This is a genomic window from Streptomyces sp. NPDC050625 (genome assembly GCF_040654755.1).
Lineage (GTDB): Bacteria > Actinomycetota > Actinomycetes > Streptomycetales > Streptomycetaceae > Streptomyces.
This window is the reverse complement of the sequence record NZ_JBFAIQ010000012.1, coordinates 21,989-45,368: the sequence shown is the minus strand read 5'-3', so window position 1 is coordinate 45,368 and position 23,380 is coordinate 21,989. Positions and strand designations below refer to the sequence as shown.

At 71.9% G+C, this 23,380-nt stretch carries 18 protein-coding genes and 2 pseudogenes; 17 read left to right on the top strand and 3 right to left on the bottom strand.

What is annotated here, in order from left to right; translation table 11 throughout:
• The first annotated feature begins 2 nt into the window (after positions 1-2).
• The 4 genes from AB0I54_RS25470 (at position 3) to AB0I54_RS25455 (ending at position 6,846) form a co-directional block, all read left to right on the top strand.
• A complete protein-coding gene (locus AB0I54_RS25470) occupies positions 3-1,259 on the top strand; it encodes a glycosyl hydrolase (protein WP_363298459.1) in 1,257 nt (418 codons plus the stop codon).
• A complete protein-coding gene (locus AB0I54_RS25465) occupies positions 1,256-3,259 on the top strand; it encodes an endo-beta-N-acetylglucosaminidase (protein ID WP_363298458.1) in 2,004 nt (667 codons plus the stop codon). The genes AB0I54_RS25470 and AB0I54_RS25465 overlap by 4 nt, the downstream gene beginning before the upstream one ends.
• A gap of 29 nt (positions 3,260-3,288) precedes the next feature.
• The gene (locus tag AB0I54_RS25460; RefSeq protein ID WP_363298457.1) at positions 3,289-6,312 is read left to right on the top strand and encodes a glycoside hydrolase family 38 C-terminal domain-containing protein; all 3,024 of its coding nucleotides are present in this window, start codon (positions 3,289-3,291) and stop codon (positions 6,310-6,312) included.
• A 66-nt stretch (positions 6,313-6,378) separates the two neighbouring features.
• On the top strand, positions 6,379-6,846 hold the full coding sequence (locus AB0I54_RS25455) for a DUF4231 domain-containing protein (protein ID WP_363298456.1): 468 nt from the start codon (positions 6,379-6,381) through the stop codon (positions 6,844-6,846).
• A gap of 66 nt (positions 6,847-6,912) precedes the next feature.
• On the opposite strand, the gene AB0I54_RS25450 is transcribed toward AB0I54_RS25455, so the two are convergent.
• Positions 6,913-7,614 carry an FCD domain-containing protein gene (locus AB0I54_RS25450; protein WP_363298455.1) on the bottom strand — a complete coding sequence of 234 codons (702 nt, stop codon included), beginning with the start codon at positions 7,612-7,614 and terminating at the stop codon, positions 6,913-6,915.
• 164 nt (positions 7,615-7,778) lie between these two features.
• Here AB0I54_RS25450 and AB0I54_RS25445 point away from each other — a divergent pair, with 164 nt between their 5' ends.
• From AB0I54_RS25445 to AB0I54_RS25400, 10 genes and pseudogenes are all read left to right on the top strand, one after another.
• Positions 7,779-8,849 carry a sugar ABC transporter substrate-binding protein gene (locus tag AB0I54_RS25445; protein ID WP_363298454.1) on the top strand — a complete coding sequence of 357 codons (1,071 nt, stop codon included), beginning with the start codon at positions 7,779-7,781 and terminating at the stop codon, positions 8,847-8,849.
• Positions 8,846-10,348, top strand: a complete 1,503-nt coding sequence (locus AB0I54_RS25440) for a sugar ABC transporter ATP-binding protein (RefSeq protein WP_363298453.1) — start codon at positions 8,846-8,848, stop codon at positions 10,346-10,348. Before AB0I54_RS25445 ends, AB0I54_RS25440 begins: the two co-directional genes overlap by 4 nt.
• A complete protein-coding gene (locus tag AB0I54_RS25435; protein ID WP_363298452.1) occupies positions 10,341-11,366 on the top strand; it encodes an ABC transporter permease in 1,026 nt (341 codons plus the stop codon). The genes AB0I54_RS25440 and AB0I54_RS25435 overlap by 8 nt, the downstream gene beginning before the upstream one ends.
• Before the next feature lie 38 nt (positions 11,367-11,404).
• The gene (locus tag AB0I54_RS25430) at positions 11,405-12,745 is read left to right on the top strand and encodes an L-fuconate dehydratase (protein WP_363298451.1); all 1,341 of its coding nucleotides are present in this window, start codon (positions 11,405-11,407) and stop codon (positions 12,743-12,745) included.
• The gene (locus tag AB0I54_RS25425; RefSeq protein WP_363298450.1) at positions 12,742-13,497 is read left to right on the top strand and encodes an SDR family oxidoreductase; all 756 of its coding nucleotides are present in this window, start codon (positions 12,742-12,744) and stop codon (positions 13,495-13,497) included. The genes AB0I54_RS25430 and AB0I54_RS25425 overlap by 4 nt, the downstream gene beginning before the upstream one ends.
• Positions 13,494-14,462: an aldo/keto reductase gene (locus AB0I54_RS25420; protein WP_363298449.1), complete on the top strand. Its 969-nt coding sequence runs from the start codon at positions 13,494-13,496 to the stop codon at positions 14,460-14,462. The genes AB0I54_RS25425 and AB0I54_RS25420 overlap by 4 nt, the downstream gene beginning before the upstream one ends.
• A gap of 122 nt (positions 14,463-14,584) precedes the next feature.
• Positions 14,585-14,710, top strand: a pseudogene (locus tag AB0I54_RS25415) (aldo/keto reductase); the annotation flags it as partial.
• Between the two features lie 122 nt (positions 14,711-14,832).
• Positions 14,833-14,958: pseudogene (locus tag AB0I54_RS25410) on the top strand (aldo/keto reductase); the annotation flags it as partial.
• Positions 14,955-15,269, top strand: a complete 315-nt coding sequence (locus AB0I54_RS25405) for an L-rhamnose mutarotase (RefSeq protein WP_363298448.1) — start codon at positions 14,955-14,957, stop codon at positions 15,267-15,269. The pseudogene AB0I54_RS25410 and the gene AB0I54_RS25405, both read left to right, overlap by 4 nt.
• Positions 15,266-16,105, top strand: coding sequence for an amidohydrolase family protein (locus tag AB0I54_RS25400; protein ID WP_363298447.1), 840 nt, complete (start codon positions 15,266-15,268; stop codon positions 16,103-16,105). The genes AB0I54_RS25405 and AB0I54_RS25400 overlap by 4 nt, the downstream gene beginning before the upstream one ends.
• Here the strand turns inward: AB0I54_RS25400 and AB0I54_RS25395 are convergent.
• Positions 16,093-17,514 (bottom strand): lipase maturation factor family protein, encoded by a 1,422-nt coding sequence (locus AB0I54_RS25395; protein WP_363298446.1) that lies wholly within the window; start codon positions 17,512-17,514, stop codon positions 16,093-16,095. The two genes, AB0I54_RS25400 and AB0I54_RS25395, sit on opposite strands and share 13 nt — an antisense overlap.
• A 125-nt stretch (positions 17,515-17,639) precedes the next feature.
• Here AB0I54_RS25395 and AB0I54_RS25390 point away from each other — a divergent pair, with 125 nt between their 5' ends.
• The 3 genes from AB0I54_RS25390 to AB0I54_RS25380 all read left to right on the top strand — a co-directional run bounded on the left by AB0I54_RS25390 (position 17,640) and on the right by AB0I54_RS25380 (position 22,204).
• Complete coding sequence (locus AB0I54_RS25390; protein ID WP_363298445.1) at positions 17,640-18,953, top strand: DUF6777 domain-containing protein; 1,314 nt, start codon at positions 17,640-17,642, stop codon at positions 18,951-18,953.
• Between the two features lie 59 nt (positions 18,954-19,012).
• Positions 19,013-21,100 (top strand): SpoIIE family protein phosphatase, encoded by a 2,088-nt coding sequence (locus AB0I54_RS25385; RefSeq protein WP_363298444.1) that lies wholly within the window; start codon positions 19,013-19,015, stop codon positions 21,098-21,100.
• Between the two features lie 240 nt (positions 21,101-21,340).
• On the top strand, positions 21,341-22,204 hold the full coding sequence (locus AB0I54_RS25380) for a DNA-formamidopyrimidine glycosylase family protein (protein WP_363298443.1): 864 nt from the start codon (positions 21,341-21,343) through the stop codon (positions 22,202-22,204).
• 483 nt (positions 22,205-22,687) lie between these two features.
• Here the strand turns inward: AB0I54_RS25380 and AB0I54_RS25375 are convergent, their stop codons facing one another.
• Positions 22,688-23,341 (bottom strand): zf-HC2 domain-containing protein, encoded by a 654-nt coding sequence (locus AB0I54_RS25375; protein ID WP_363298442.1) that lies wholly within the window; start codon positions 23,339-23,341, stop codon positions 22,688-22,690.
• Positions 23,342-23,380 lie beyond the last annotated feature (39 nt).

The window sequence follows — 23,380 nt, the reverse complement described above, 5'->3', positions numbered from 1 at the left end:
GCATGCCTCCTGCCGTGCGCTTCGGCGTCAACTACACCCCGAGCGAAGGGTGGTTCCACCACTGGCTGGACTTCGACCCGGACTCCGTGCGCGCCGACCTCGACTCGATCGCCGCACTGGGCCTCGACCACATCCGGGTATTCCCGCTGTGGCCGTACTTCCAGCCGAACCGCACACTGATCCGGCCGCGCGCCGTGGAGCAGCTCGTCGCGCTCGCCGACGCGGCCGCCGAGTGCGGACTCGACGTCAACGTGGACGGACTGCAGGGGCACTTGAGCAGCTTCGACTTCCTGCCCGCCTGGACGGGCACCTGGCACCGGCGCAACCTCTTCACGGACCCGGACGTGGTCGAGGCGGAGGCCGACTACCTGCGGACCCTCGCGGCCGCCCTCGCCGACCGGCCCAACTTCATCGGGATGACGATCGGCAACGAGGTCAACCAGTTCGCCGCCGGTCCCCACCCCGACCCCGACCGCATCACCTCCGAGCAGGCGGCACAGTGGCTGTCCCGGCTCCTCGCCGCGTGCGCCGAGGGCGCTCCCGGCCGGCTCCATCTGCACGCCTCGTACGACGCCGCCTGGTACCAGGACGACCAGCCGTTCACCCCGGAGCACTCGGCCCTCCTGGGCGACGTCACCGCCGTGCACTCCTGGGTCTTCAACGGCACCGCCCAGCGCCACGGCCGCGCCTCCGTGCCGACCGAGCACCACGCCGCGTATCTGATCGAACTGAGCAAAGCCTGGGCCGACCACCCGCACCGGCCCGTGTGGCTCCAGGAGGTCGGCGCGCCCGCACCGCTCGTCCCGGCCGCACACGCGGCCGCGTTCACCGAGGCGACCGTCGCGAACGCGCTGGACTGTCCCGATCTGTGGGGCATCACCTGGTGGTGCTCCCACGACGTCTCCCGCACCCTCGCCGACTTCCCCGAACTCGAATACACACTGGGCCTGTTGACCAACGACCGACGGCCCAAGGACATCGCGCGCGTGCTCGCGGCCGCGGCCCGCGAACCCCGGGCCGAACCCACCGCCCGCGGTACGGCACTCGTCGTACCGGCCGCACCGGCCCACCGCTCGCGGTGCGCCCCCGGCGGACCCGTCTTCGACGCGTTCTTCCGGCTGACCGCCGACGGCGCCCGCCCCACCACCGTCCTCGACTCCCGCGCGGACGACAAGGACCACCTCGCCGCCCGCGGCATCACCGAAGTCGTCACTTCCGACCAGGTACTCCCCACCCCACAAGGAGGCACCCGCTCGTGAACCCGACCAGACGCACCGTCCTGATCGCCGCCGGCGCGGCGGCCCTGACGCCGTCCCTGCCCGCCGCCGCGGCCCCGAAGGCCGGCGCCGCGACCCAGCCGTACGCCTCCTACTGGTACCCGGACTCGTTCCCCTCGGGCACCCCGGACACCGGCGTCACCTGGCGCAGCCTGAAGAGCTGGCGGGCCGCCGACGACCCCGACCTCGCCTTCAACGCGGCCACCGTGCCGCTCGCCGCCCGCTTCACCCCGACCCCGGCCAACACCACCGCCCGCGCGGGCCAGGCCCGCATCCAGGCGCTGGTCTCCTTCGGGCCCACGTCCGGCAACCCGTCCCAGGGCTCCGCCACCGCCGACCACTACGCCCTCACCCACTGGGCGTACCTGGACGAACTCGTCTTCTGGGGCGGCTCGGCGGGCGAGGGCCTGATCCTCGCCCCGAACGCGCCGATCGTGGACGCCGCCCACCGGCACGGCGTACCCGTCCTCGGCAACGTCTTCCTGCCGCCCGTCGCCTACGGCGGACAGCTCCAGTGGACCCGCGACCTCGTCCAGAAGGACTCCGCCGGGCACTACCCGCTGGCCGCGCAGCTCGTCGCCGTGGCGGCGGCACACGGCTTCGACGGCTGGTTCGTGAACGCCGAGACGGGCGGCGGGAACAGCGCCCTGGGCTCCGCCATGCTCGGTTTCGTACGGGAGCTGAAGTCCCTCGCCGCGGCGAAGGGGCAGCGGGTCACCTGGTACGACGCCATGACCGTGAACGGGAGCGTGAGCTGGCAGGGGGCGCTCGACAGCCAGAACCAGGCGTTCTTCCAGGCCGCCGACGACATGTTCGTCGACTTCCGGTGGAGCTCGGGCACGCTCGCCTCCTCGGGGCGCAAGGCGGTCCGAGTGGGGCGGAACCGCTATGAGCTGTGGGCGGGGGTCGATGTCGAGTCCAACGGCTCGAACACCTCCGTGAACTGGGACGCGATCGTGCCGACCGGGAAAGCCCATGTCACCTCGATCGGCTTCTACCGGCCCGAGTGGACGCGCAACCATCTGCCGGCGGGGCGTACCCCGGGCGACTTCCACGCCGCCGACGACCGGTTCTGGACCGGGCGGTCGCTGGATCCGTCGCGGCCGGACGGGAGCGACCCGTGGCGGGCGCCCGCGGTGTCGGTCGCGGACCGCTCGACCGTGTCGTCGGTGCCGTTCGCGAGCGTCTTCAACACCGGGCACGGGCTGCGCTGGTACGAGGAGGGGGCGGTCGCCTCGGACACGCCGTGGAACCACCTCGGCCTCCAGGACCGGCTGCCGTCCCGCCGGTGGGCGGTGCGCACCACGGGACAGCGGCCGACCGTCACCTTCGACTTCGCGGACGCGTGGCGGGGTGGCAGCAGTGTGCTGGTGGACGGTGAACTGGATCAACCGGTCGTCCTGGACCTGTATGCGACACGGCTGCCGATCACTGTTGACACGGTTGTCGAGCTGACGCATCGGGCCGACGCCGGAAGTGTGGACATCGAGCTGGCTGTTGCCACCGCCGAACCGGGCAGCGCCGGCGCGACACCGCCGTACACCTATCTGCCTGTGAACTCGGTCAACGCCTGGCACACATCGACCGTACGGCTCACCGGCCTGTCCGGGACGATCCACGCCCTCGGCATCCGTCTCACCGCACCGGGCGGCGGCTCCGTGCGCTGGCGGCTGGGCGGCCTCGCCGTCCGCGACACCGCCGCGGCTCCGGCGGCCCCCGCCGACCTGCGGATCACCGCCGCCTCCGGGGGCGGCGACCTGCGCTTCGCGTGGAGCGCCGCTCCCGGACCCGTACGCCACTACGAGCTGCACCGCCTCCTGCCCGACGGCACCCGCCGCTTCCTCGGCGGCACCTGCCAGCGCGTCCACCACGCGGCCGGTCTGCAACCCGCACCGGGAGAGACGACCGCACGATTCGAAGTGCGCTCGGTGGGGGAGCTGTACAACGCCTCGACTCCCGTGACCGTCACCCACACCTGGTAATCACCGGAACCCAGCAGGGAGCACCCCGCATGCATGACGACCGCAGCCTGGTCGAAGCCCGTCTGAGGCGCGTCCTCGACGAACGCGTCCGCCCCGCCGTGTACCCCGAGTCCGTGCCCCTCCAGGTCGCGGTGTGGCACGCGCCCGGCGAACCCGTACCGGTCGCCGAGGGGCTCGCGGCCGAGCCCGAGCCGATCGCGGTGGGCGCCCGGTGGGGTGCTCCCTGGGGCACCAGCTGGTTCCGGGTGACCGGGACCGTGCCCGAGGCCTGGGCCGGAAGGACCGTCGAAGCCCTCCTCGACCTCGGCTTCGACGAGAACATGCCCGGCTTCCAGTGCGAGGGCCTGGTCTACCGGCCCGACGGCACCCCGGTGAAGGGCCTCAACCCGCGCAACCAGTGGGTGCGCATCGGCGCGCCCGTCGAGGGCGGCGAGGAGGTACGGCTGCACATCGAGGCCGCCTCCAACCCCGTCATCCTCGACTACCACCCCTTCCGGCCCACACAGCTGGGCGACAAGGACACCGCGGGCAGCGAGCCGCAGTACACCCTCGCCCGTATGGACCTCGCGGTCTTCGACGAGACCGTGTGGCAGCTGGTGATCGACCTGGAGGTGCTCGGCGAGCTGATGGCCGAGCTGCCCCTGGAGTCGGCGCGCCGTTGGGACATCCTGCGCGCGCTGGAGCGGGCGCTCGACGCCATCGACCTACAGAACGTCAACCAGTCGGCGGCCGCGGCTCGTTCCTGCCTCACCGAGGTCCTAGCGGCCCCGGCCGTCCCCTCCGCCCACCGCATCAGCGCCGTCGGCCACGCGCACATCGACTCGGCGTGGCTGTGGCCGCTGCGCGAGACGGTCCGCAAGGTGGCCCGTACGACGGCCAACATGACCGCCCTCATCGAGGACGAGCCCGACTTCGTCTTCGCCATGTCGCAGGCCCAGCAGTGGGCGTGGGTGAAGGAGCACCGGCCCGAGGTGTGGGCGCGGGTGAAGAAGGCGGTGGCGGACGGACGGTTCGTGCCGGCCGGTGGCATGTGGGTGGAGTCGGACACCAACATGCCGGGCTCGGAGGCGATGGCCCGTCAGTTCGTGCACGGCAAACGGTTCTTCCTCGACGAGTTCGGCATCGAGAACGACGAGGCCTGGCTGCCCGACACCTTCGGCTTCGCGGCCGGGCTGCCGCAGATCATCAGGGCCGCCGGTGCCAAGTGGCTGCTCACGCAGAAGATCTCCTGGTCGCAGACCAACAAGTTCCCGCACCACACCTTCCAGTGGGAGGGCATCGACGGCACGCGGATCTTCACGCACTTCCCGCCCGTCGACACCTACAACTGCTCCATGCGCGGCGCCGAGATCGCCCACGCGGCCCGCAACTTCAAGGACAAGGGGTCCGCCCGGCACTCCCTCGCGCCCACCGGCTGGGGAGACGGAGGCGGTGGCACGACCCGCGAGATGGTCGCCAAGGCGGCCCGCCTGCGGGATCTGGAGGGCTCGGCGACGGTCGTCTGGGAGACCCCCGCGGCCTTCTTCGAGAAGGCGGAGGCCGAGTACGCCCATCCGCCCGTCTGGGTCGGCGAGCTCTACCTCGAACTCCACCGCGCCACCCTCACCAGCCAGGCGCGGACCAAGCAGGGCAACCGCCGCAGCGAACACCTCCTGCGCGAGGCGGAGCTGTGGGCCGCGACGGCCGCCGTGCGCACCGGATTTCCTTATCCCTACGAGGAGTTGGACCGGATCTGGAAGACGGTCCTGCTGCACCAGTTCCACGACATCCTGCCCGGTTCCTCCATCGCCTGGGTGCACCGCGAGGCCCGCGCCACGTACGACCGTCTCGCCGCCGAACTCGACGCGATCATCGACGCGGCCCAGCGGGCCCTGGCCGGTGAGGGCCCGACCCCCCTCGCCTTCAACGCGGCCCCGCACACCCGGGCCGGCATCCCGGCGGGCGGCGCGGGCACACCGGTGACCGAGGGCGGGACGACCCTGTCACCCGGCCCGGACGGCGGACACGTGCTGGACAACGGTCTGCTGCGGATCGTGATCGACGCCAACGGCCTGGTCGTGTCGGCGTACGACATCGACGCCGACCGCGAGACGATCGCCCCGGGCCGGGCCGCCAACCTCCTGCAACTCCACCCGGACTTCCCGAACATGTGGGACGCCTGGGACGTCGACGCCTTCTACCGCAACACGGTCACGGACCTCACGGACACCGACGAGGTGACCGAGGGGGAGGACGGCCGGTCGGTGCGGATCGTACGGTCCTTCGGTGCCTCCCGAGTCACCCAGGTGCTGTCGCTGCCGCCGGGTGAGCGGCGACTGGTCCTCGACACCGAGGTCGACTGGCACGAGACGGAGAAGTTCCTCAAGCTGGCCTTCCCACTGGATCTGCACGCCGAACGGTACGCGTCCGAGACCCAGTTCGGGCACTTCCACCGGCCCACGCACACCAACACGTCCTGGGAGGCTGCCAAGTTCGAGGCCTGCAACCACCGCTTCGTCCATCTGGAGGAGCCCGGGTGGGGTGTCGCGGTCGTCAACGACTCGACGTACGGCCATGACGTGACCCGTACCGTCCGCACCGACGGCGACCGCGGTACGACCACCACGGTGCGCGTCTCCCTGCTGCGCGCCCCGCGCTTCCCCGACCCCGAGACCGACCAGGGCGTCCACCGCTTCCGGCACGCGCTGGTACCGGGCGCGGGCATCGGCGACGCGGTCCGCGAGGGCTGGCGGATCAACCTCCCGGAACGCCGGCTGACCGGCGCCCACGAGGTCGCTCCGCTGGTGGCGGTGGACGACTCCGCGGTCGTGATCACGGCGGTGAAGCTGGCCGACGACGGCAGCGGCGACGTGGTGGTGCGCCTGCACGAGGCCCACGGAGGACGGGCCAGGGCGACGCTGACGGCAGGCTTCGAGGTCGCGGACGTCACGGCCACGGACCTGTTGGAGCGCGCGTGGGACGAGGGGGAGCAGCCGCCGCAGCGGGACGGCGACCGCGTCACCGTACGGCTGCGCCCGTTCGAACTGCTGACGTTGAGGCTGCGCAGGGGATGAACCCGCGGTACGCACGGCCCGCGCCCGGGGTTTCCCTGGCGCGGGCCCGGCCACGATGATGTGCCGATGAGACGAAGAAGGGTCCCGGACAACTCCTGGACCGCGGAGCCGGATCCCCTGCTCGCCCTCGCCCGACGGGAGTTGACGTTCTACGCACGGACCTGCGACCGGGCCAGGAAGCTGCACCACGTCACCGAACTCGGCGCTCTGCTCACCACGTCGGTGACGGTCGTGGCCGCCGGTCTGCACGCTCCCGCCTGGCTGACCGCGCTGATCGCGGGCGGCGCCGTCTTCTTCACCGGCATGCGCCAGCTGTACGGCGCCGGCTCGCGCTGGGTGCTGGCCGCGCAGGCGCGCGAGACCCTGCGCCGGGCGATCGACCGCTACCTCCTCCTGCCCGAGCCCGAACGAGACACCGCGGCCCGGCAGGCATTGCAAACGGTGGTCGAGGAGGTCGGGGCCAACGAGCTACGGGCCTGGTCCGAGGCACGCGGAGGGCGCCCGGAGCCACCGGTGCCGGTGGCGGGCGGGTGACCGGGTGCGGGTGGGGCGGGGCCCCGGCTGGGTCTTGAGCCGCTCCTCGATCTTGATGTGGGCTGGTCAGGGCCCCAGTTGGGCTCTGAGCCACTCCTCCACCTCGCCCACGTGCGCGGCCGCCGCCGCGCGGGCGGCCTCCGGGTCGCGGGCGGCCAGGGCGCGGTGGATCGCCGTGTGTTCGCGGCGGGTGCGGGCGAACGCGCCCTCCTCCTGGTAGCCGCGCCAGACGCGGGCGCGGAAGGTGCGGGAGGACAGGCCCTCCAGGATCGCCGCCATGGTGTCGTTGCCCGCGGCGGCCGCGATCTCGCGGTGGAAGGCGAGGTCGTGGGCGAGGATCTCCTCGGGGTCGTCGGTGGCGTTCATCGCCGTCAGATGCTTCTCCACCTCGGCGAGCCGGTCCGGGGTGATGCGCGCGGCGGCCAGGGCGGTCGCCGTGGACTCCAGGATCCGGCGCACCTCCAGCAGTTCGACCAGTCGCGGTCCCCGGGAGAGGTCGGCGACCACCCCGAAGGTCTCCAGGAGGTCGCCCGCCTCCAGCGCGGTGACATAGATACCGGATCCGTGCCGGGCCTCCAGGACGCCCAGCACGGTCAGCGCGCGGATCGCCTCCCGCATCGAGCTGCGGGAAATACCCAGCTGGGCGGCCAGATCCCGCTCGGTGGGCAGACGCTGGCCCGGTTCGAGGCTGCCGTCGGCGATCATCGCCTTGATCCGCTCGATGGCGCGCTGCGTCACGGTGCCCTTCTGCGGGGCTGCTTCCTCCACGCCATTCCTCCAGTCGCCGAGTGCGTCGCAGTCTAACCATCAAGGTGGTCCGACCACTACGGGCAAGAAGCGGCGAAATCTGCGTTCGGAGGCTGTTGTATTGCGGGAGTGGTCTGATAAGTATGCGGGCATCTGCTCGAACACGCTCGATGAGGAGCTGCCAGATGCCCGGCAGAACACTGAGGAAGCGGAACAGGACCCGGATCATCGGCGTGGCGGCCCTGGCCGTCGGCGCCTCGCTCGTACTCGCCGCCTGCGGCAGCACCAAGGACGACGGCGCCACGGGCGCCAAGGGCGGCGGCACCGGCAAGGTCGGGGTGATCCTGCCCCTGCTGACCTCGCCGTTCTGGCAGTCGTACAACGACTACGTGCCGAAGATGGCCAAGTCGGAAGGTGTCGACGCGCTGAAGACCGTCAACTCCAACAGCGACGCCTCGCAGCAGATCACCGACATCAACAACGAGCTCAACCAGGGCGTCAGGGGCCTGGTCGTCGCCCCGCTGGACAGCGCCGCCATCGAGGCCGGACTCGACCAGGCCGACCGCAAGGGGGTGCCGGTCGTCGCCGTCGACGTCGCGCCCGACAAGGGCAAGGTCGCCATGGTCGTCCGCGCCGACAACGTCGCCTACGGCACCAAGGCCTGCGACTACCTCGGCAAGCACATCACCGGCGGCAAGGTCGTGCAGATCATGGGCGACCTCGCCTCGGTCAACGGCCGGGACCGCTCCGAGGCCTTCCGGACCTGCGTGAAGAAGAACTACCCGAAGCTCAAGGTGCTGGAGATCCCCGCCAAGTGGGAGTCCGACACCGCGGCCTCCAAGCTCGACACGCTCCTCAACGCCAACCCCGACATCAAGGGCATCTACATGCAGGCCGGCGGGGTGTATCTGGCACCCACCCTGCAGACCCTCAAGTCGAAGAACATGCTCAAGGCGGCGGGCCGGCAGGGCCACATCGCCATCGTCTCCAACGACGGCATCCCGCAGGAGTACGACGCCATCCGCAAGGGCGAGATCGACGCCACGGTCTCCCAGCCGGCCGACGCCTACGCCAAGTACGGCATGTACTACATCAAGGCGGCGATGGAGGGGAAGACGTTCCAGCCCGGCCCCACCGACCACGACTCGACGATCGTCAAGCTGCCCAGCGGCATCCTGGAGGACCAGCTGCCCGCGCCCCTGGTCACCAAGGACAACGTCGACGACCCGAAGCTGTGGGGCAACACCGTCGAATGAGCGCACCCGAGTACACGCCGCTGGTGGAGGCACGCGGCATCGTCAAGCGCTACGGCCCCACGGTCGCCCTCGCCGACGGCCGGCTCACCGTGCTGCCCGGCGAGTCGCACGCCCTGGTCGGCCGCAACGGCGCGGGCAAGTCCACCCTTGTCAACGTCCTCACCGGCCTTCAGGCCCCGGACGAGGGCACCGTCCGCTTCGACGGCCGGCCCGCGCCCCCGCTCGCCGACCGCGACGCCTGGCGGAGCAAGGTCGCCTGCGTCTACCAGAAACCCACGGTCGTGCCGGAGTTGACGGTCGCAGAGAACCTCTTCATCAACCGTCAGCCGCTCAACCGGGGCTTCATCAGCTGGCGCAGACTGAAGACCGAGGCCGCCGAACTCCTCGGCACCTGGGACGTCCACGTCGACCCCGAGGCCCGCACCGCCGACCTCAAGGTCGAGGACCGCCAAATGGTCGAGATCGCTCGGGCGTTGAGCTTCGGTGCCCGGTTCATCGTGCTCGACGAGCCGACCGCCCAGCTCGACAGCCGGGAGATCGAGCGGCTGTTCAGCCGGATGGGGGCGCTGCAGGACTCCGGCGTCACCTTCCTGTTCATCTCCCACCACCTCCAGGAGGTGTACGAGGTCTGCCAGACCGTCACCGTGCTGCGCGACGCCCGCTGGATCACCACCGCCCCCGTCGCCGACCTGCCCAGGGCGGCCCTGGTGGAGTCGATGGCGGGGGAGACGGTCACCCGGTACGACCAGGTGCGCGCCACGGTCGCCGCCGATTCCCCCGTCGTGCTCGACGTGCGCGCCCTCCACTCGGCCGCGTACCGGGACGTCGACCTCACCGTGCGCGCTGGTGAGGTCGTCGGACTCGCCGGAACCAGCGGCAGCGGCAAGGTCGAGCTGGCCGAGTCGCTCGCCGGACTGCACACCCCGAGCGGCGGGTCGGCCCGGCTCGACGGGAAGGCGCTCCCCTTCGGCGACGTACGGGCCGCGCTGACGGCGGGTGTCGGCTGCGTTCCCCGCGACCGGCACGAGCAGGGCCTCGTCCCGTCCATGACCATCGGCGACAACACGACCATGAGCGTCCTGGACCGGCTCGGCCGTCACGGCTTCGTCGGCACCCGGCGCAGGCGCGGCTTCGCCACCGAGCTGATCGAGCGCCTCGACATCCACACCGAGGGCCCCGAACAGCCCGTGTCCGACCTCTCCGGCGGCAACGCGCAGAAGGTCGTCATGGCCCGCGCCCTCGCCTCCGACCCCCGTCTCCTCGTCCTCATCAACCCCACCGCCGGCGTCGACGTGAAGTCCAAGGAGTCCCTGCTGGCCCGCATGGACGGCGCCCGCGAGGACGGCACCGCCGTGCTCGTCGTCTCCGACGAACTCGACGACCTGCGCCGCTGCGACCGCGTCCTCGTGCTCTTCCACGGCCGCGTCGTCGCCGAGCACCCGGCCGGCTGGCGCGACCACGAGCTGATCGCCTCCATCGAAGGAGTGGACCATGGCTGACACCAAGGCCCCACCGCTCACCCCGGTACGCTCCCCCGACCCGCGGGCGGCCAGGGCCGTACTGATCCGCCGGGCCCGCGAACTCGCCCTCGTACCGGCCCTGTTGCTGCTGATGGTGCTGGGCGCGGTGGTCAACGACTCGTTCCTCACCGAGCGCAACCTCATCTCCGTCCTCGGCGCCTCGGCCGCGCTCGCGATGGTCGTGCTCGCCGAGTCGCTGGTGCTCATCACCGGCAGGTTCGACCTGTCCCTGGAGTCGGTCGTCGGCATCGCGCCCGCCGTCGGAGCGCTTCTGGTGCTGCCCTCCGCCCAGTCCGGCTGGGGCACCGAACTCCCGGCACCGCTCGCGCTGTTCGCGGTCCTCCTCGTCGGCGCGGCCGTCGGTGCCTTCAACGGCGTCCTGGTCGTCAGGTTCCGGCTCAACGCGTTCATCGTGACGCTCGCGATGCTGATCGTGCTGCGCGGACTGCTGGTCGGCGCGACCAAGGGCAAGACGCTCTTCGGCATGCCGGACAGCTTCTACTCGCTGGCGACCACCACCTTCCTCTCCGTCCCGATGTCGGTGTGGGTCGCCGCCGTCGCCTTCGCCGTCGCCGGGTTCGTACTGAAGTACCACCGCGTCGGCCGCGCCCTGTACGCCATCGGCGGCAACGCGGACGCGGCCCGGGCGGCCGGTATCCGGGTCGAGCGCGTGATGCTCGGCGTGTTCGTCGTCGCGGGGGTCCTCGCCTCGGTCGGCGGGATCATGCAGACCGGCTATGTGGGCGCGATCAGCGCCAACCAGGGCAACAACATGATCTTCACCGTGTTCGCGGCGGCCGTGATCGGCGGCATCAGCCTGGACGGCGGCAAGGGCACCATGTTCGGCGCGCTCACCGGCGTACTCCTGCTGGGTGTCGTACAGAACCTGCTCACCCTCGCCCAGGTGCCGTCGTTCTGGATCCAGGCCATCTACGGCGGAATCATCCTCGTCGCCCTCATGATCGCCCGAGTGACGACGGGCCGGGCCCAGGACTGACCCCCGCCGCCCCCTCTTCACCGACCGAAAGGCCTTCCGTGTCCCCGACCCCCGCCCGCGTCACCGCGCTCGACACCTACGACATCCGCTTCCCCACCTCGCGCGAGCTGGACGGCTCCGACGCGATGAACCCCGACCCCGACTACTCGGCGGCGTACGCCGTGCTGCGCACCGACGCGCCCGACGGACACGAGGGGCACGGGTTCACGTTCACCATCGGGCGGGGCAACGAGGTCCAGGTCGCCGCGATCGACGCACTGCGGGGCCATGTGCTCGGCCGCTCCGTGGACGACATGTGCGACGACCCGGGTTCGCTCTTCCGGGACCTGATCGGGGACAGCCAACTGCGCTGGCTCGGCCCCGAGAAGGGCGTGATGCACATGGCGATCGGGGCCCTGGTGAACGCGGTCTGGGACCTCGCCGCCAAACGCGCCGGCAAGCCGCTGTGGCAGCTGCTCGCCGACGCCGAACCCGAGTGGATCGTGCGGCAGATCGACTTCCGGTACATCACCGACGCGCTCACCCCCGAGCGGGCGCTGGACCTGCTGCGCCGCGGCCGGGAAGGTACCGCGGGGCGCCGGGCCCGGCTGCTGGAGCGCGGCTACCCCGCCTACACCACCTCCGCCGGCTGGCTCGGCTACGACGACGACAAGCTCACCCGGCTGGCCGCCCGGGCCGTCGCCGACGGCTTCCGGCAGATCAAGCTGAAGGTGGGCGCCGACCTGGATGACGACGTACGCCGCTGCCGGGTCGCCCGCTCGGTCGTCGGACCCGGCATCCGCCTGGCGATCGACGCCAACCAGCGCTGGAACGTCGACGAGGCGATCCGCTGGACCAAGGCGCTGGCCGAGTTCGACCCGTACTGGATCGAGGAGCCCACCAGCCCCGACGACGTCCTCGGACACGCGGCGATCCGCGAGGCCGTCGCCCCGGTGAAGGTCGCCACCGGCGAGCACGTCCAGAACCGGATCGTCTTCAAGCAGATGCTTCAGGCGGGCGCTCTTGACGTGGTCCAGATCGACGCGGCCCGGGTCGGCGGTGTCAACGAGAACCTCGCCATCCTGCTGCTCGCGGCCAGGTTCGGCGTCCCGGTCTGCCCGCACGCGGGCGGCGTCGGACTGTGCGAACTCGTCCAGCACCTGGCGATGTTCGACTACCTCGCGGTCTCCGGCACCACCGACGACCGGGTCATCGAGTACGTCGACCATCTGCACGAGCACTTCCTCGCCCCGGTGGTGATCCGCCAGGGTCACTACACGGCACCCACCACGCCGGGCTTCTCGGCCACCATGCGGCCCGAGTCCATCGCGCGGTACACCTACCCCGGCGGCACCTTCTGGGCCGCCGACCCCGACACACAGAAGGGACGGGCGGCGTGAGCGACTTCGAGGGACTGAGCGCCCTGGTGACCGGCGGCGCCTCCGGGATCGGCCGGGCCACCTCCGCACTCCTGGCCGCACGCGGCGCCCGGGTCGCCGTCCTGGACGTCGACCCGTCGTCGGTGGACAAGCCACTGCTCGGTCACCGGGCCGACGTCACCGACGACACATCGGTGCGCGAGGCCGTCGAACGGGCGGCCCGGGAACTCGGCGGACTGGACATACTCGTCAACAACGCCGGCATCGGCGCCCAGGGCACCGTCGAGGACAACGACGACGAGGAATGGCGGCGCGTGTTCGACGTCAACGTCCTCGGGATGGTCCGCACCGCCCGTGCCGCCCTCCCGCATCTGCGCCGGTCGCGGCACGCGGCGATCGTCAACACCTGCTCCATCGCCGCCACCGCCGGACTGCCGAGGCGGGCGCTCTACAGCGCCACCAAGGGCGCCGTGTACTCCCTGACCCTGGCCATGGCCGCCGACCACGTCCGCGAGGGCATCCGCGTCAACTGCGTCAACCCCGGTACCGCGGACACCCCGTGGATCGGCCGGCTGCTGGACGCGGCACCCGACCCCGCCGCCGAGCGTGCCGCGTTGGAGGCCCGGCAGCCCACCGGACGCCTCGTCTCCGCGGAAGAGGTCGCGGGCGCCATCGCCTACCTGGCGAGCCCGCTGTCCGGCGCCACCACCGGCACCGCCCTGGCCGTCGACGGCGGTATGCAGGGCCTCAGGCTGCGCCCGGCGGGCCGATGAGCGCCCTCGGCCGCAGCGGCGTCGAGGTCAGCGCGCTGGCCTTCGGCGCCGCCGGGATCGGCAACCTGTACACCGAGGTCGGCGAGGAGCAGGCGCACGAGGCGGTGGCCGCCGCCTGGCAGCGCGGCATCCGCTACTTCGACACCGCCCCGCACTACGGGCTCGGTCTGTCCGAACGACGGCTCGGCGCGGCCCTGCGGAACTTCCCCCGGGCGCGGTACACCGTCTCCACGAAGGTCGGCCGCCGCCTGGAGCCCGCGGACCTCCCCGGCGACGACCTGGCCAACGGCTTCGCCGTGCCCGCCACGCGGCGCCGGGTCTGGGACTTCGGCGCCGACGGCATCCGCCGCACCCTGGAGGCCAGTCTGGAACGGCTCGGCCTCGACCGGGTGGACGTCGTCTACCTCCACGACCCCGACGACCACGCCGAGCAGGCCTTCCACGAGGGCTACCCGGCCCTGGCGAAACTCCGGGACGAGGGCGTGGTCGGCGCGATCGGCGCGGCCATGAACCAGACCGCGATGCTCACCCGCTTCGTCCGCGAGACCGACGTCGACGTGGTGCTGTGCGCCGGCCGCTACACCCTCCTCGACCACAGCGCGCTCACCGACCTGCTTCCGGCCGCCCGCGAACGGGGCACGTCGGTCGTCATCGGCGGCGCCTTCAACTCCGGCCTGCTGGCGGATCCCCGGCCGGGAGCGACCTACGACTACGGGGCGGCGCCGCAGGAACTGCTGGACCGCGCCCTACGCCTCAAGTCGGTCGCCGACCGCCACGGCACCACCCTGCGCGCCACCGCCCTCGCCTTCTGCGCCGCGCATCCGGCGGTCGCCGGCGTCCTGGTCGGGGCCCGCTCCGCGTCCGAAGTTCACGACTGTGCCGACCAGTTCGAGGCCGCGGTCCCGGAGGCCTGCTGGCGGGAGTTGCGGGAGGCGGGTCTGTTGCCCGGCGAGGAGGTGTCGTGAGAGTCGCCCTGCACACCGGGGTCCGCGCGGACCGGGTGGCCGCGTCCGAGGCCGGGCACGGTGAGGTTCCGGCGGTGCTGTCGGACGTCATTCGCGTGGGGTGTCCGGTGGTCGTGAGGGGCCTGGTCGGGGCCGGTTCGGCGTCCGAAGTTCACGACTGTGCCGACCAGTTCGAGGCCACGGTCCCGGAGGCCTGCTGGCGGGAGTTGCGGGAGGCGGGTCTGTTGCCCGGCGAGGAGGTGTCGTGAGAGTCGCCCTGCACACCGGGGTCCGCGCGGACCGGGTGGGCGCGTCCGAGGCCGGGCACGGTGAGGTTCCGGCGGTGCTGTCGGACGTCATTCGCGTGGGGTGTCCGGTGGTCGTGAGGGGCCTGGTCGGGGCCGGTTCGGCGTCCGAAGTCCAGGACTGTGCCGACCAGTTCGAGGCCACGGTCCCGGAGGCCTGCTGGCTGGAGTTGCGGGAGGCGGGTCTGTTGCCCGGCGAGGAGGGGTCATGAGAATTGCCCTGCACACCAGGGTTCGCGCGGACCGCGTCGACGCGTACGAGGCCGCCCATCGTGAGGTTCCGGTGGAGCTCACCGAAGCCATCCGTGCCGCCGGCGCCTCGTCCTGGACGATCTGGCGCAGCGGTACCGACCTCTTCCACGTCCTGGAGTGCGAGGACTACGGCCGCCTCCTCGCCGAACTGGAGAAGCTGCCGGTGAACGTCGCCTGGCAGACGCGGATGGCCGGACTCCTCGACGTCGTGCACGACTACTCCGCCGACGGCGCGGGAGCCGGCCTGCCCGTCGTGTGGGAGCTGCCGTGACCGTCGACGCCCACCACCACGTGTGGGACCTCTCGGTCCGCGACCAGGACTGGATCACCGGCCCCGAACTCCGGCCGCTGCGCCGGAACTTCACTCTCGCCGAGCTGGCACCGCAGGCGCGGGCGGCCGGAGTCGACCGCACGGTCCTCGTCCAGACGGTCACCGTGCCCGAGGAGACCCCCGAGTTCCTCGCCCTCGCCGACGCGCACGACCTCGTCGGCGCGGTCGTCGGCTGGACCGACCTGACCCGCCCCGAGGTCGCCGACGAACTGGCCCGGCTGCGCGAACTCCCCGGCGGCCGGTACCTGAAGGGCATCCGTCACCAGGTCCAGGGCGAGCCCGACCCGCAGTGGCTGCTCCGTTCGGATGTCCGCCGAGGGCTCGCCGCCGTGGCCGACGCGGGCCTGGTGTACGACCTCGTCGTCCTGCCCCACCAGCTCCCCGCCTGCGCCGAGGCGGCCGCATCACTGCCCGGGCTCACCTTCGTCCTCGACCACCTGGGCAAACCTCCCATCGCCGCGGGGGAACCCGAGCCCTGGGCCACGGCCGTCCGGACCCTGGCCGCACTGCCCAACACCGTGGCCAAACTCTCCGGCCTGGTCACCGAGGCCGACCACGCCTCCTGGGCGGCCGGCGACCTGCGCCCGTACACGGACGTGGCTCTGGAGGCCTTCGGACCGCACCGCCTGATGTTCGGCTCGGACTGGCCGGTGTGCACACTGGCCGCCACCTACGGCGAAGTGGTCAGCGTCACGGGCGAGTTGACCCCACAGCTCAGCGAGCCGGAGCGCGCCGCCCTCCTCTCGGGCACCGCCACCCGTGTCTACCGCCTCTGAACGGCCTCGGCGAGCCGCGTCGGCGGCAGATAGTCCCGCACATACGTCCGCTCCCAGCACGCGCCCGTCTCCCGCAGCTCCCGCCAGGTCGTGTAGCGGTAGCGGAAGAGACGGGCCCGGATGTAGCGGGGCGGCTCGTCGGGCGGGAACGGGGAGCTGCGCAGCAGTTTCAGCGTGTCCCGGTCGTTCTCCAGCAGCCGCTCCACCAGTGCGCCGAACCAGGACCCGGCGTAGGCGGGCGAGAGCGCGGCGAACCACATCAGCCAGTCCAGCCGCAGGTGGTACGGCGCGAACTGGCGCGGCCAGCGCCGTGGATCGCCCGGCTTGCCCTTGAACTCGTACTCCCGCCACCGCGCGTCCTCGTGCAGGACGTCGTCGAGCGTGCCCTCCACCACCACCTCGTAGCGGATACGGCTGACGCTGCCGAACGCGCCGTAGGTGTTCACCAGGTGCAGCGGGTCGAAGGAGCGGTTCATGACCTGGCGGCGGGAGATCATGTTCAGCACCGGGTGGTAGCTCAGCCAGACGATGAGCGCGGCCACGGCAAGGACCACGACCTCGTACCAGAGCGGCGTCGGCGGCACGGACGGCGCGGCGGCGGGGATCCGCAGCGCCGACAGGGCCAGCACGATCGTGATCCAGTTCAGCCAGGAGAAGTTGCCGGACAACACGAGCCACAGCTGCGTGACGATCATCAAGGACGCGGCGGCCGTCGCGATCGGCTGCGGGGTGAACAGCAGGACCGGCACCACGAGTTGGGTGAAGTGGTTGGCGGCCACCTCGACACGGTGCAGCGGCTGCGGCAGATGGTGGAAGAACCAGCTCAGCGGGCCCGGCATCGGCTGGGTCTCGTGGTGGTAGTAGAGACAGGTCAGCTGCCGCCAGCAGGCATCGCCGCGCATCTTGATCAGACCGGCGCCGAACTCGACGCGGAACAGGATCCAGCGCAGCAGGAACAGCACCACGACGGGCGGCGCCACCTCGTCGTTGCCCACGAAGGCACCGAGGAAGCCGACCTCCAGGAGCAGCGACTCCCAGCCGAACGCGTACCAGGTCTGGCCGACGTTGACGACCGACAGATACAGCGCCCAGGGCACCAGCCACAGCACCAGTCCGCCCCACAGGGGCAGTTGTGAGTCCACGCCCGCCAGCAGCGCCGCCGACACGGCACAGCCCGCCCAGCAGCAGCCCGCGAACAAACGGTCCGAGTAGCGGAGGTGGAACAGGCTCGGCGCGTCCCGGAACCGCACCCGGCGCAGAAAGTGGGGGATCGGCAGCATGCCCCGCTCGCCCAGCAGCGCACGGAACTGCAGGGCCGCGGTCAGGAACGCGACGAGATACACGCCGGCCAGAGCCCGCTGGAAGATCAGTCGGCTCCACCAGTACTCGGGTGCGGTGAACCAGTCCACGGCCGTGCGCTCCTGCCTCCATTGTGGCGCCGCGAGCACGGCGCGCCCCACGTGCTCGTCACCCTGTGTACCGCACCGCTCCACTTGCGTAACCCAAGCGAGTGAAGCAGACAATAGTGAACAAATTGCCCCAGCTGATGTGGGAGAACGTGGTGCGGATACCCACCGGAACCACCGTCATGGCCTGTCTGCTCTCGGCGGTGCTCCTCGTCGCCGGCTGCGCCCGCGACCGCGCCGGGGGCACCGGTCCGAGCGGCGAGGTCTTCCTGCAGCCGGTCGCGGCCCAGGGCCCCGACCCCTTCACCGGTTCCACGGCGACCGGCGGCCCGGACCCCGCGGACCAGATCACCCGGACGGCGCAGTCGGTCGGCCCCATCGGGAACATCGCCCGGCCCGTGAGCGGGGTGCGGTCCGTCTCCGGCGGCACACCCGGCCTGTACGGCGGCACCGCACGGGTCGGCAGCTGCGACGTCGAGCGGCAGATCGGCTATCTGGCCGCCGACCCGGCCAGGGGCGGCGCGTTCGCCCGGGCCGAGGGCATCACCCGGACGGCCGTACCCGGATATCTGCGCGGTCTGACGCCGGTCGTGCTGCGCGCGGACACCCGGGTCACCAACCACGGGTACCGGGACGGGCAGGCGGCCGGATTCCAGTCCGTCCTGCAGGCCGGTACCGCCGTGCTGGTCGACGACCGCGGTGTGCCGCGTGTGCGCTGCGCCTGCGGTAACCCGCTGAAGCCGCCCACATCGACCCACGGCGCCGCCGGCACCGACGGCACCGGCGGGCAGGCCTGGTCGGGCTACCGGCCCGGCGAGGTGTTGGAGGTGACTCCGGCACCGCACGCCGTCACCAGCATCACGATCGTCGACCTCGGGTCACATGCCTGGATCGAACGCCCGATCGGCCACGATGTCTCCCACGACCACGTCGTACACCCGCCGGTGAGCGCGACACAGCCGCCGCACACCCAGCAGCAGAAGCCGCACGAGCACGAGAACCGCCCCAGTGCCTCCCCCGGCGAGAGCGGCAGGGCGCCGGTCACCGCCCCGTCCGCCGTCCCGACCGGCTGCGCCACCCCGACGCCCACGCGCCGCCCGGACTCCGGCGGTGCGACGGCCCCGGTCGCCGCGGACGTCGGCGGTGCCGTGGCCCCGGTAGGGCCGCAGGCGTCGGGCTGTGCCACCCCGACCCCGTCCGCGACCGTCCCCCGGACCCAGCAGGCTCCAGTCGGCGGCCGGCCCACCCCCGGCATCTCCAGGTCCTCCCCGGACTCCACCGCCACCGGGCCCGCCGCCTCCCCGGACACCGCCGACGAGACCGGCCCGAGGACCGTCCCCGACGTGCCCGACCTGCCCGACGGCGGCGGACTCGTCCCCGACGACGGCACGACGGTCACCGACAGCATCTTCGACAGCCCCACCGGCGTCTTCGGCGGCTGAGCCCCACCGTGCCCTCGATCCCGGTCGAAGAATCGGACGAATCCTGGCAAGGTGGCCCCATGGCTGATCAGGGGGCGCCGGCCCTGTCAGTCCCGGACGACTGGCCCGCCCACCCGGATCCGATTCTCGCGCTCAACCGCATGGGCTCGTTCGACTGGGACCTGGACAACGGCCTCTTCCACATGGACGCCCAGGCCCACGAGGTGTTCGACATCCTCCCCGAGGAGTACGACGGACGCCCGGAGAGCCTGTCGCTCCGCGTGCCCCAGCCGGAGAGCAGCCGGCTCGACGCCGTGGTCGCCCGGGCCATCAAGGACGGCAGCGAGAACTACGGCGCCTACTTCCGCATCCGCTGCCGCGACGGCACGCTGCGCTGGACCCACACCCAGGGCTACATCCGGCGGGACGAGACGGGCCGGCCGCGGCGGGTCATCGGCATCGTCCGGGACGCCACACAGGAACTGCAGGACAGCGAGGCGCGCAGCCTGCGGGAGGCCCAGGGCGAGGCGGTCCGCAGACAGACCAACGTCGTGCAGGTCATCACTGCGGCCCTGTCGCACGCCCGCAGCGTCCAGGACGTCATCGACGTCCTCAAGGACACCCACGGCGTACGGCACCTGGGCGCGACCAGTCTGGTCATGGGCCTGGTGGAGGCCGGGCGGATCCGGCTGGTGGCCGAGGGCCCCGAGGGCAGCTTCGTACCCGGCACCCGGGTCACCCGGATCGACGAGCCCTACCCGATGAGCGAGGTCGTACGGACCCTCAGCCCGCGCTTCATCGAGTCCCGGGAGGAGTTCGCCCAGGGGTACCCGATCCTGTGGCCGCACATCACCGACCTGAACATCACCTCGGCCGCCTATCTGCCGCTCATCGCCCAGGCCCGCCCGATCGGTGCCATGGGGCTTCTCTACAACGACCGGCAGGGCTTCGCCGACGAGGAGCGCACCGTCATCGTCGCGCTCGGCAGCAGCATCGCGCAGAGCCTGCAGCGGGCCATGCTCTACGAGCAGGAGAAGGACCTCGCGCAGGGGCTGCAGCAGGCGATGCTGCCGCGCACCATTCCCAGCGTGCCCGGCGCCGATGTAGCCGTCCGCTACCGTTCCGCCTCCGCCGGGGGCTCCCTCGGCCGGGACATCGGCGGTGACTGGTACGACCTCATCCCGCTGCCGAGCGGCCGGGTCGGGGCCGTCATCGGCGACGTCCAGGGGCACGACACGCACGCGGCGGCCGTCATGGGCCAGCTGCGCATCGTGCTGCGCGCCTACGCGGCCGAGGGGCACACCCCGGCCACCGTGATGGCCCGTGCCTCCGTCTTCCTGCACGAACTGGACACCGACCGCTTCGCCACCTGCCTGTACGCGGAGGCCGACCTGTCCACCGGCGTGGTGCAGGTGGTCCGCGCCGGTCATATCGACCCGCTGGTGCGGCGGACGGACGGCAGCTGCCACCGGGTCTGCGTGGAGGGCGGGCTGCCGCTCGGTCTGTCCGCCGAGTTCGGCCGGCTGGAGTACCCGGTCTCCACCCTCGAACTCGACCCCGGCCAGACCCTGCTGCTGTGCACCGACGGACTCGTCGAGCAGCCCGGGGCCGACCTGGACGACGGCGTGCAGACCCTCACCTCGCTGATCGCCGCGGGCCCGGACGACGTGCGCAGCCTCGCCAACCGGCTGATCCAGGTGGCCGAGGCGCGCGGCGGCGACGACGACGTGGCCCTGCTCCTGCTGCGCCGCCGCGTCCTGGACAGCGTGCGGACCCCCGCCCGGCTCCAGCAGCACGTGGCCCCCGGCGACCCCGAGGCGCTGACGCTGGCCCGGCACATGATCCGCGCCGCGGTCCGCGCCTGGGGCGCGGGCGACCGCGCCGACGAGGTCGAGCTGGTCGCCGACGAGCTGATCACCAACGCCCTGATGCACACCGAGGGCTCCGCGGTCGTCACCCTCAGAGTCCTCACCGGCAGCGACCGGCGCCTGCGCGTGGAGGTCGAGGACTCCTCCAGCGCCCTGCCGCGCCGCCGGGAGGCGGGGGAGTCGGGGGTTTCCGGCCGCGGCCTGCTGCTGGTCGACATGCTGACCGACGTGTGGGGCGTGGAGGCACGGGGCGGCGGCAAATGCGTGTGGTGCGAGTTCCTGGTACCGGAGCGCGGCTGACGGGGCTCCCTCCGGGCCTCGGGTGCCCGTGCGCGGCTGACCGGGGCGGCCTCGGATGGCACCCCGAGCCATGCGGGGGCTCTCCGAGGGTTTCGCGGTCGGCACCGTGAGAGTTCTCACGGGCAGCGGCCGCCGCCTGCGTGTGGAGGTCGAGGACTCTTCCAGTGCCCTGCCGCGTCGCCGGGCCTCGGGTGCCCGTGCGCGGCTGACCGGGGCGGCCTCGGATGGCACCCTGGAGCCATGCCGGAACTCCCCGAGGTGGAAGCGCTCAAGGGCTTTCTGACCGAGCAGCTGGTCGGTCATGAGGTCGTGCGGGTGCTGCCGGTCGCGATCAGCGTGCTGAAGACGTACGACCCTCCGGTCGGCGCGTTCGAGGGCAGCGAGGTGACCGCCGTGCGCCGGTACGGCAAGTTCCTCGACATCGAGGGGGACCAGGGCCTGCACTTCGTGACGCACTTGGCCCGCGCGGGCTGGCTGCAGTGGAAGGACCGGCTGCCCGACGGTCTGCCGCGCCCCGGAAAGGGCCCGCTGGCTCTGCGGGTCGCGCTGGAGACCGGCGCGGGCTTCGACCTCACCGAGGCCGGCACGCAAAAGCGCCTCGCGGTGTACGTCGTACGGGACCCGCAGGAGGTGCCGGGCGTGGCGCGCCTCGGTCCCGACCCGCTCGCCGATGACTTCGACGAAGCCCGTCTCGCCGCCCTGCTGAAGGACGAGCGGCGGCAGCTCAAGGGCGCCCTGCGCGACCAGAGCCTGATCGCCGGAGTCGGCAACGCCTACAGCGACGAGATCCTGCACGCGGCGAAGATGTCCCCGTTCAAGCTCGCCGCGTCCCTGACCCCGGAGGAGATCCGGCGACTCCACGAGGCGCTGCGCGGCACGCTCGGTGAGGCGGTCGAGCGTTCCCGGGGGCTGGCCGCCGGCCGGCTCAAGTCGGAGAAGAAGAGCGGCCTGCGCGTCCACGGCCGTACCGGCGAGCCGTGCCCGGTCTGCGGCGACACCATCCGTGAGGTCTCCTTCAGCGACTCCTCGCTCCAGTACTGCCCGACCTGCCAGACGGGCGGCAAGCCACTGGCGGACCGCCGGATGTCCCGACTGCTGAAGTGAGCCCGCCTCAGCCCTGGCTGCTGCGGAACCCCCTCCCGCTGCCGGGCCATGCGTCTGGTGAGCAGTCCGGCCTGCAGCCCGTTGAGAGTGAGCGCCAGTATCAGGCTCAGCTTGACCCGGGTGACGGTGGAGGCGAGGTCCGGCTGGAGCATCGCACCGCTGACGACGAGTTCGGCGCGGCCGGTCCAGATCGGGACGTGCAGCCGGTGCGCGCTGCTCAGGGCCTCGCGCAGGGTGCACCGGCCGGTCAGCCAGGGCAGCGCGGAGTAGTCCGCCGACAGGACGGCCCCGAAGCCGAGCACCAGCGACGCCAGATGCACGAAGAGGGCGACGGTGTGCAAGGTGGCGTCCACCCGCAGGTGCAGTGAGATCCATGAGCAGGCCGAGAGTCCGAGACAGACGGCGACCGCGGCGGCCGTGACCGTCCACCAGGCGTCGTACAGTCCGAGCCGCTGTGCTCCGGTCAAGTCCCCCGCGGGCCCCCTACCGGGGCTGGAGAGTCAGCAGACGCTCCCCGGTCGCGCTGCGCACCTCGTACCGGACGATCTCTTCGGGATGCATCGCGGAGCCGCCGCGCATGGTGTTCGTCCCGGCGCCGTCGCCGCTCTCGCGCCAGCTGGTCACGATCTCCTCGGAGCCGTTGCGGCCGATGGCGACGAGGCGGCAGGAGTTCTGGCCCGGCGCGTCCTTCACCTTCAGTTCCAGCTGGCTGCCGAAGTCGGCGTCCGCGGTCCTGACCTGCGCCCACACGCCCGACTTCGCGTCGGTCGCCGCCGTGACCCGGACGGCCTGGCTCTCATGGCCGGCGTAGGCGACGATCCCGGGACCGGCCAGGGCGATCACCACCGAGGCGGCCAGGCCGTACAGAAAGCGCCGGCGGCGTGCCCGGTGCCGTACGACGACCTCGCCGAGCAGACGGTCCAGCAGCCGGGGGCCGGCCTGGGTCATGGGGTGCACGAAGCGCGGCGTGGCCCGCCGGTACAGCATCAACTGCCGTGTCGTCGGCCCGAATTCGGTCACGTGTGCCGCGCAGCGAGGGCACTCCATGAGGTGGTCCTCGAAGCGGAAGGCCTCCGCCTCGTCCAGCACGCCGAGCGCGTACGCGCCGACGTCGCGATGCCGTTCCAGGGACCTCATGCAGAATCCTCGTGCCGAAGGGTGTGGGTGGGGTTACTC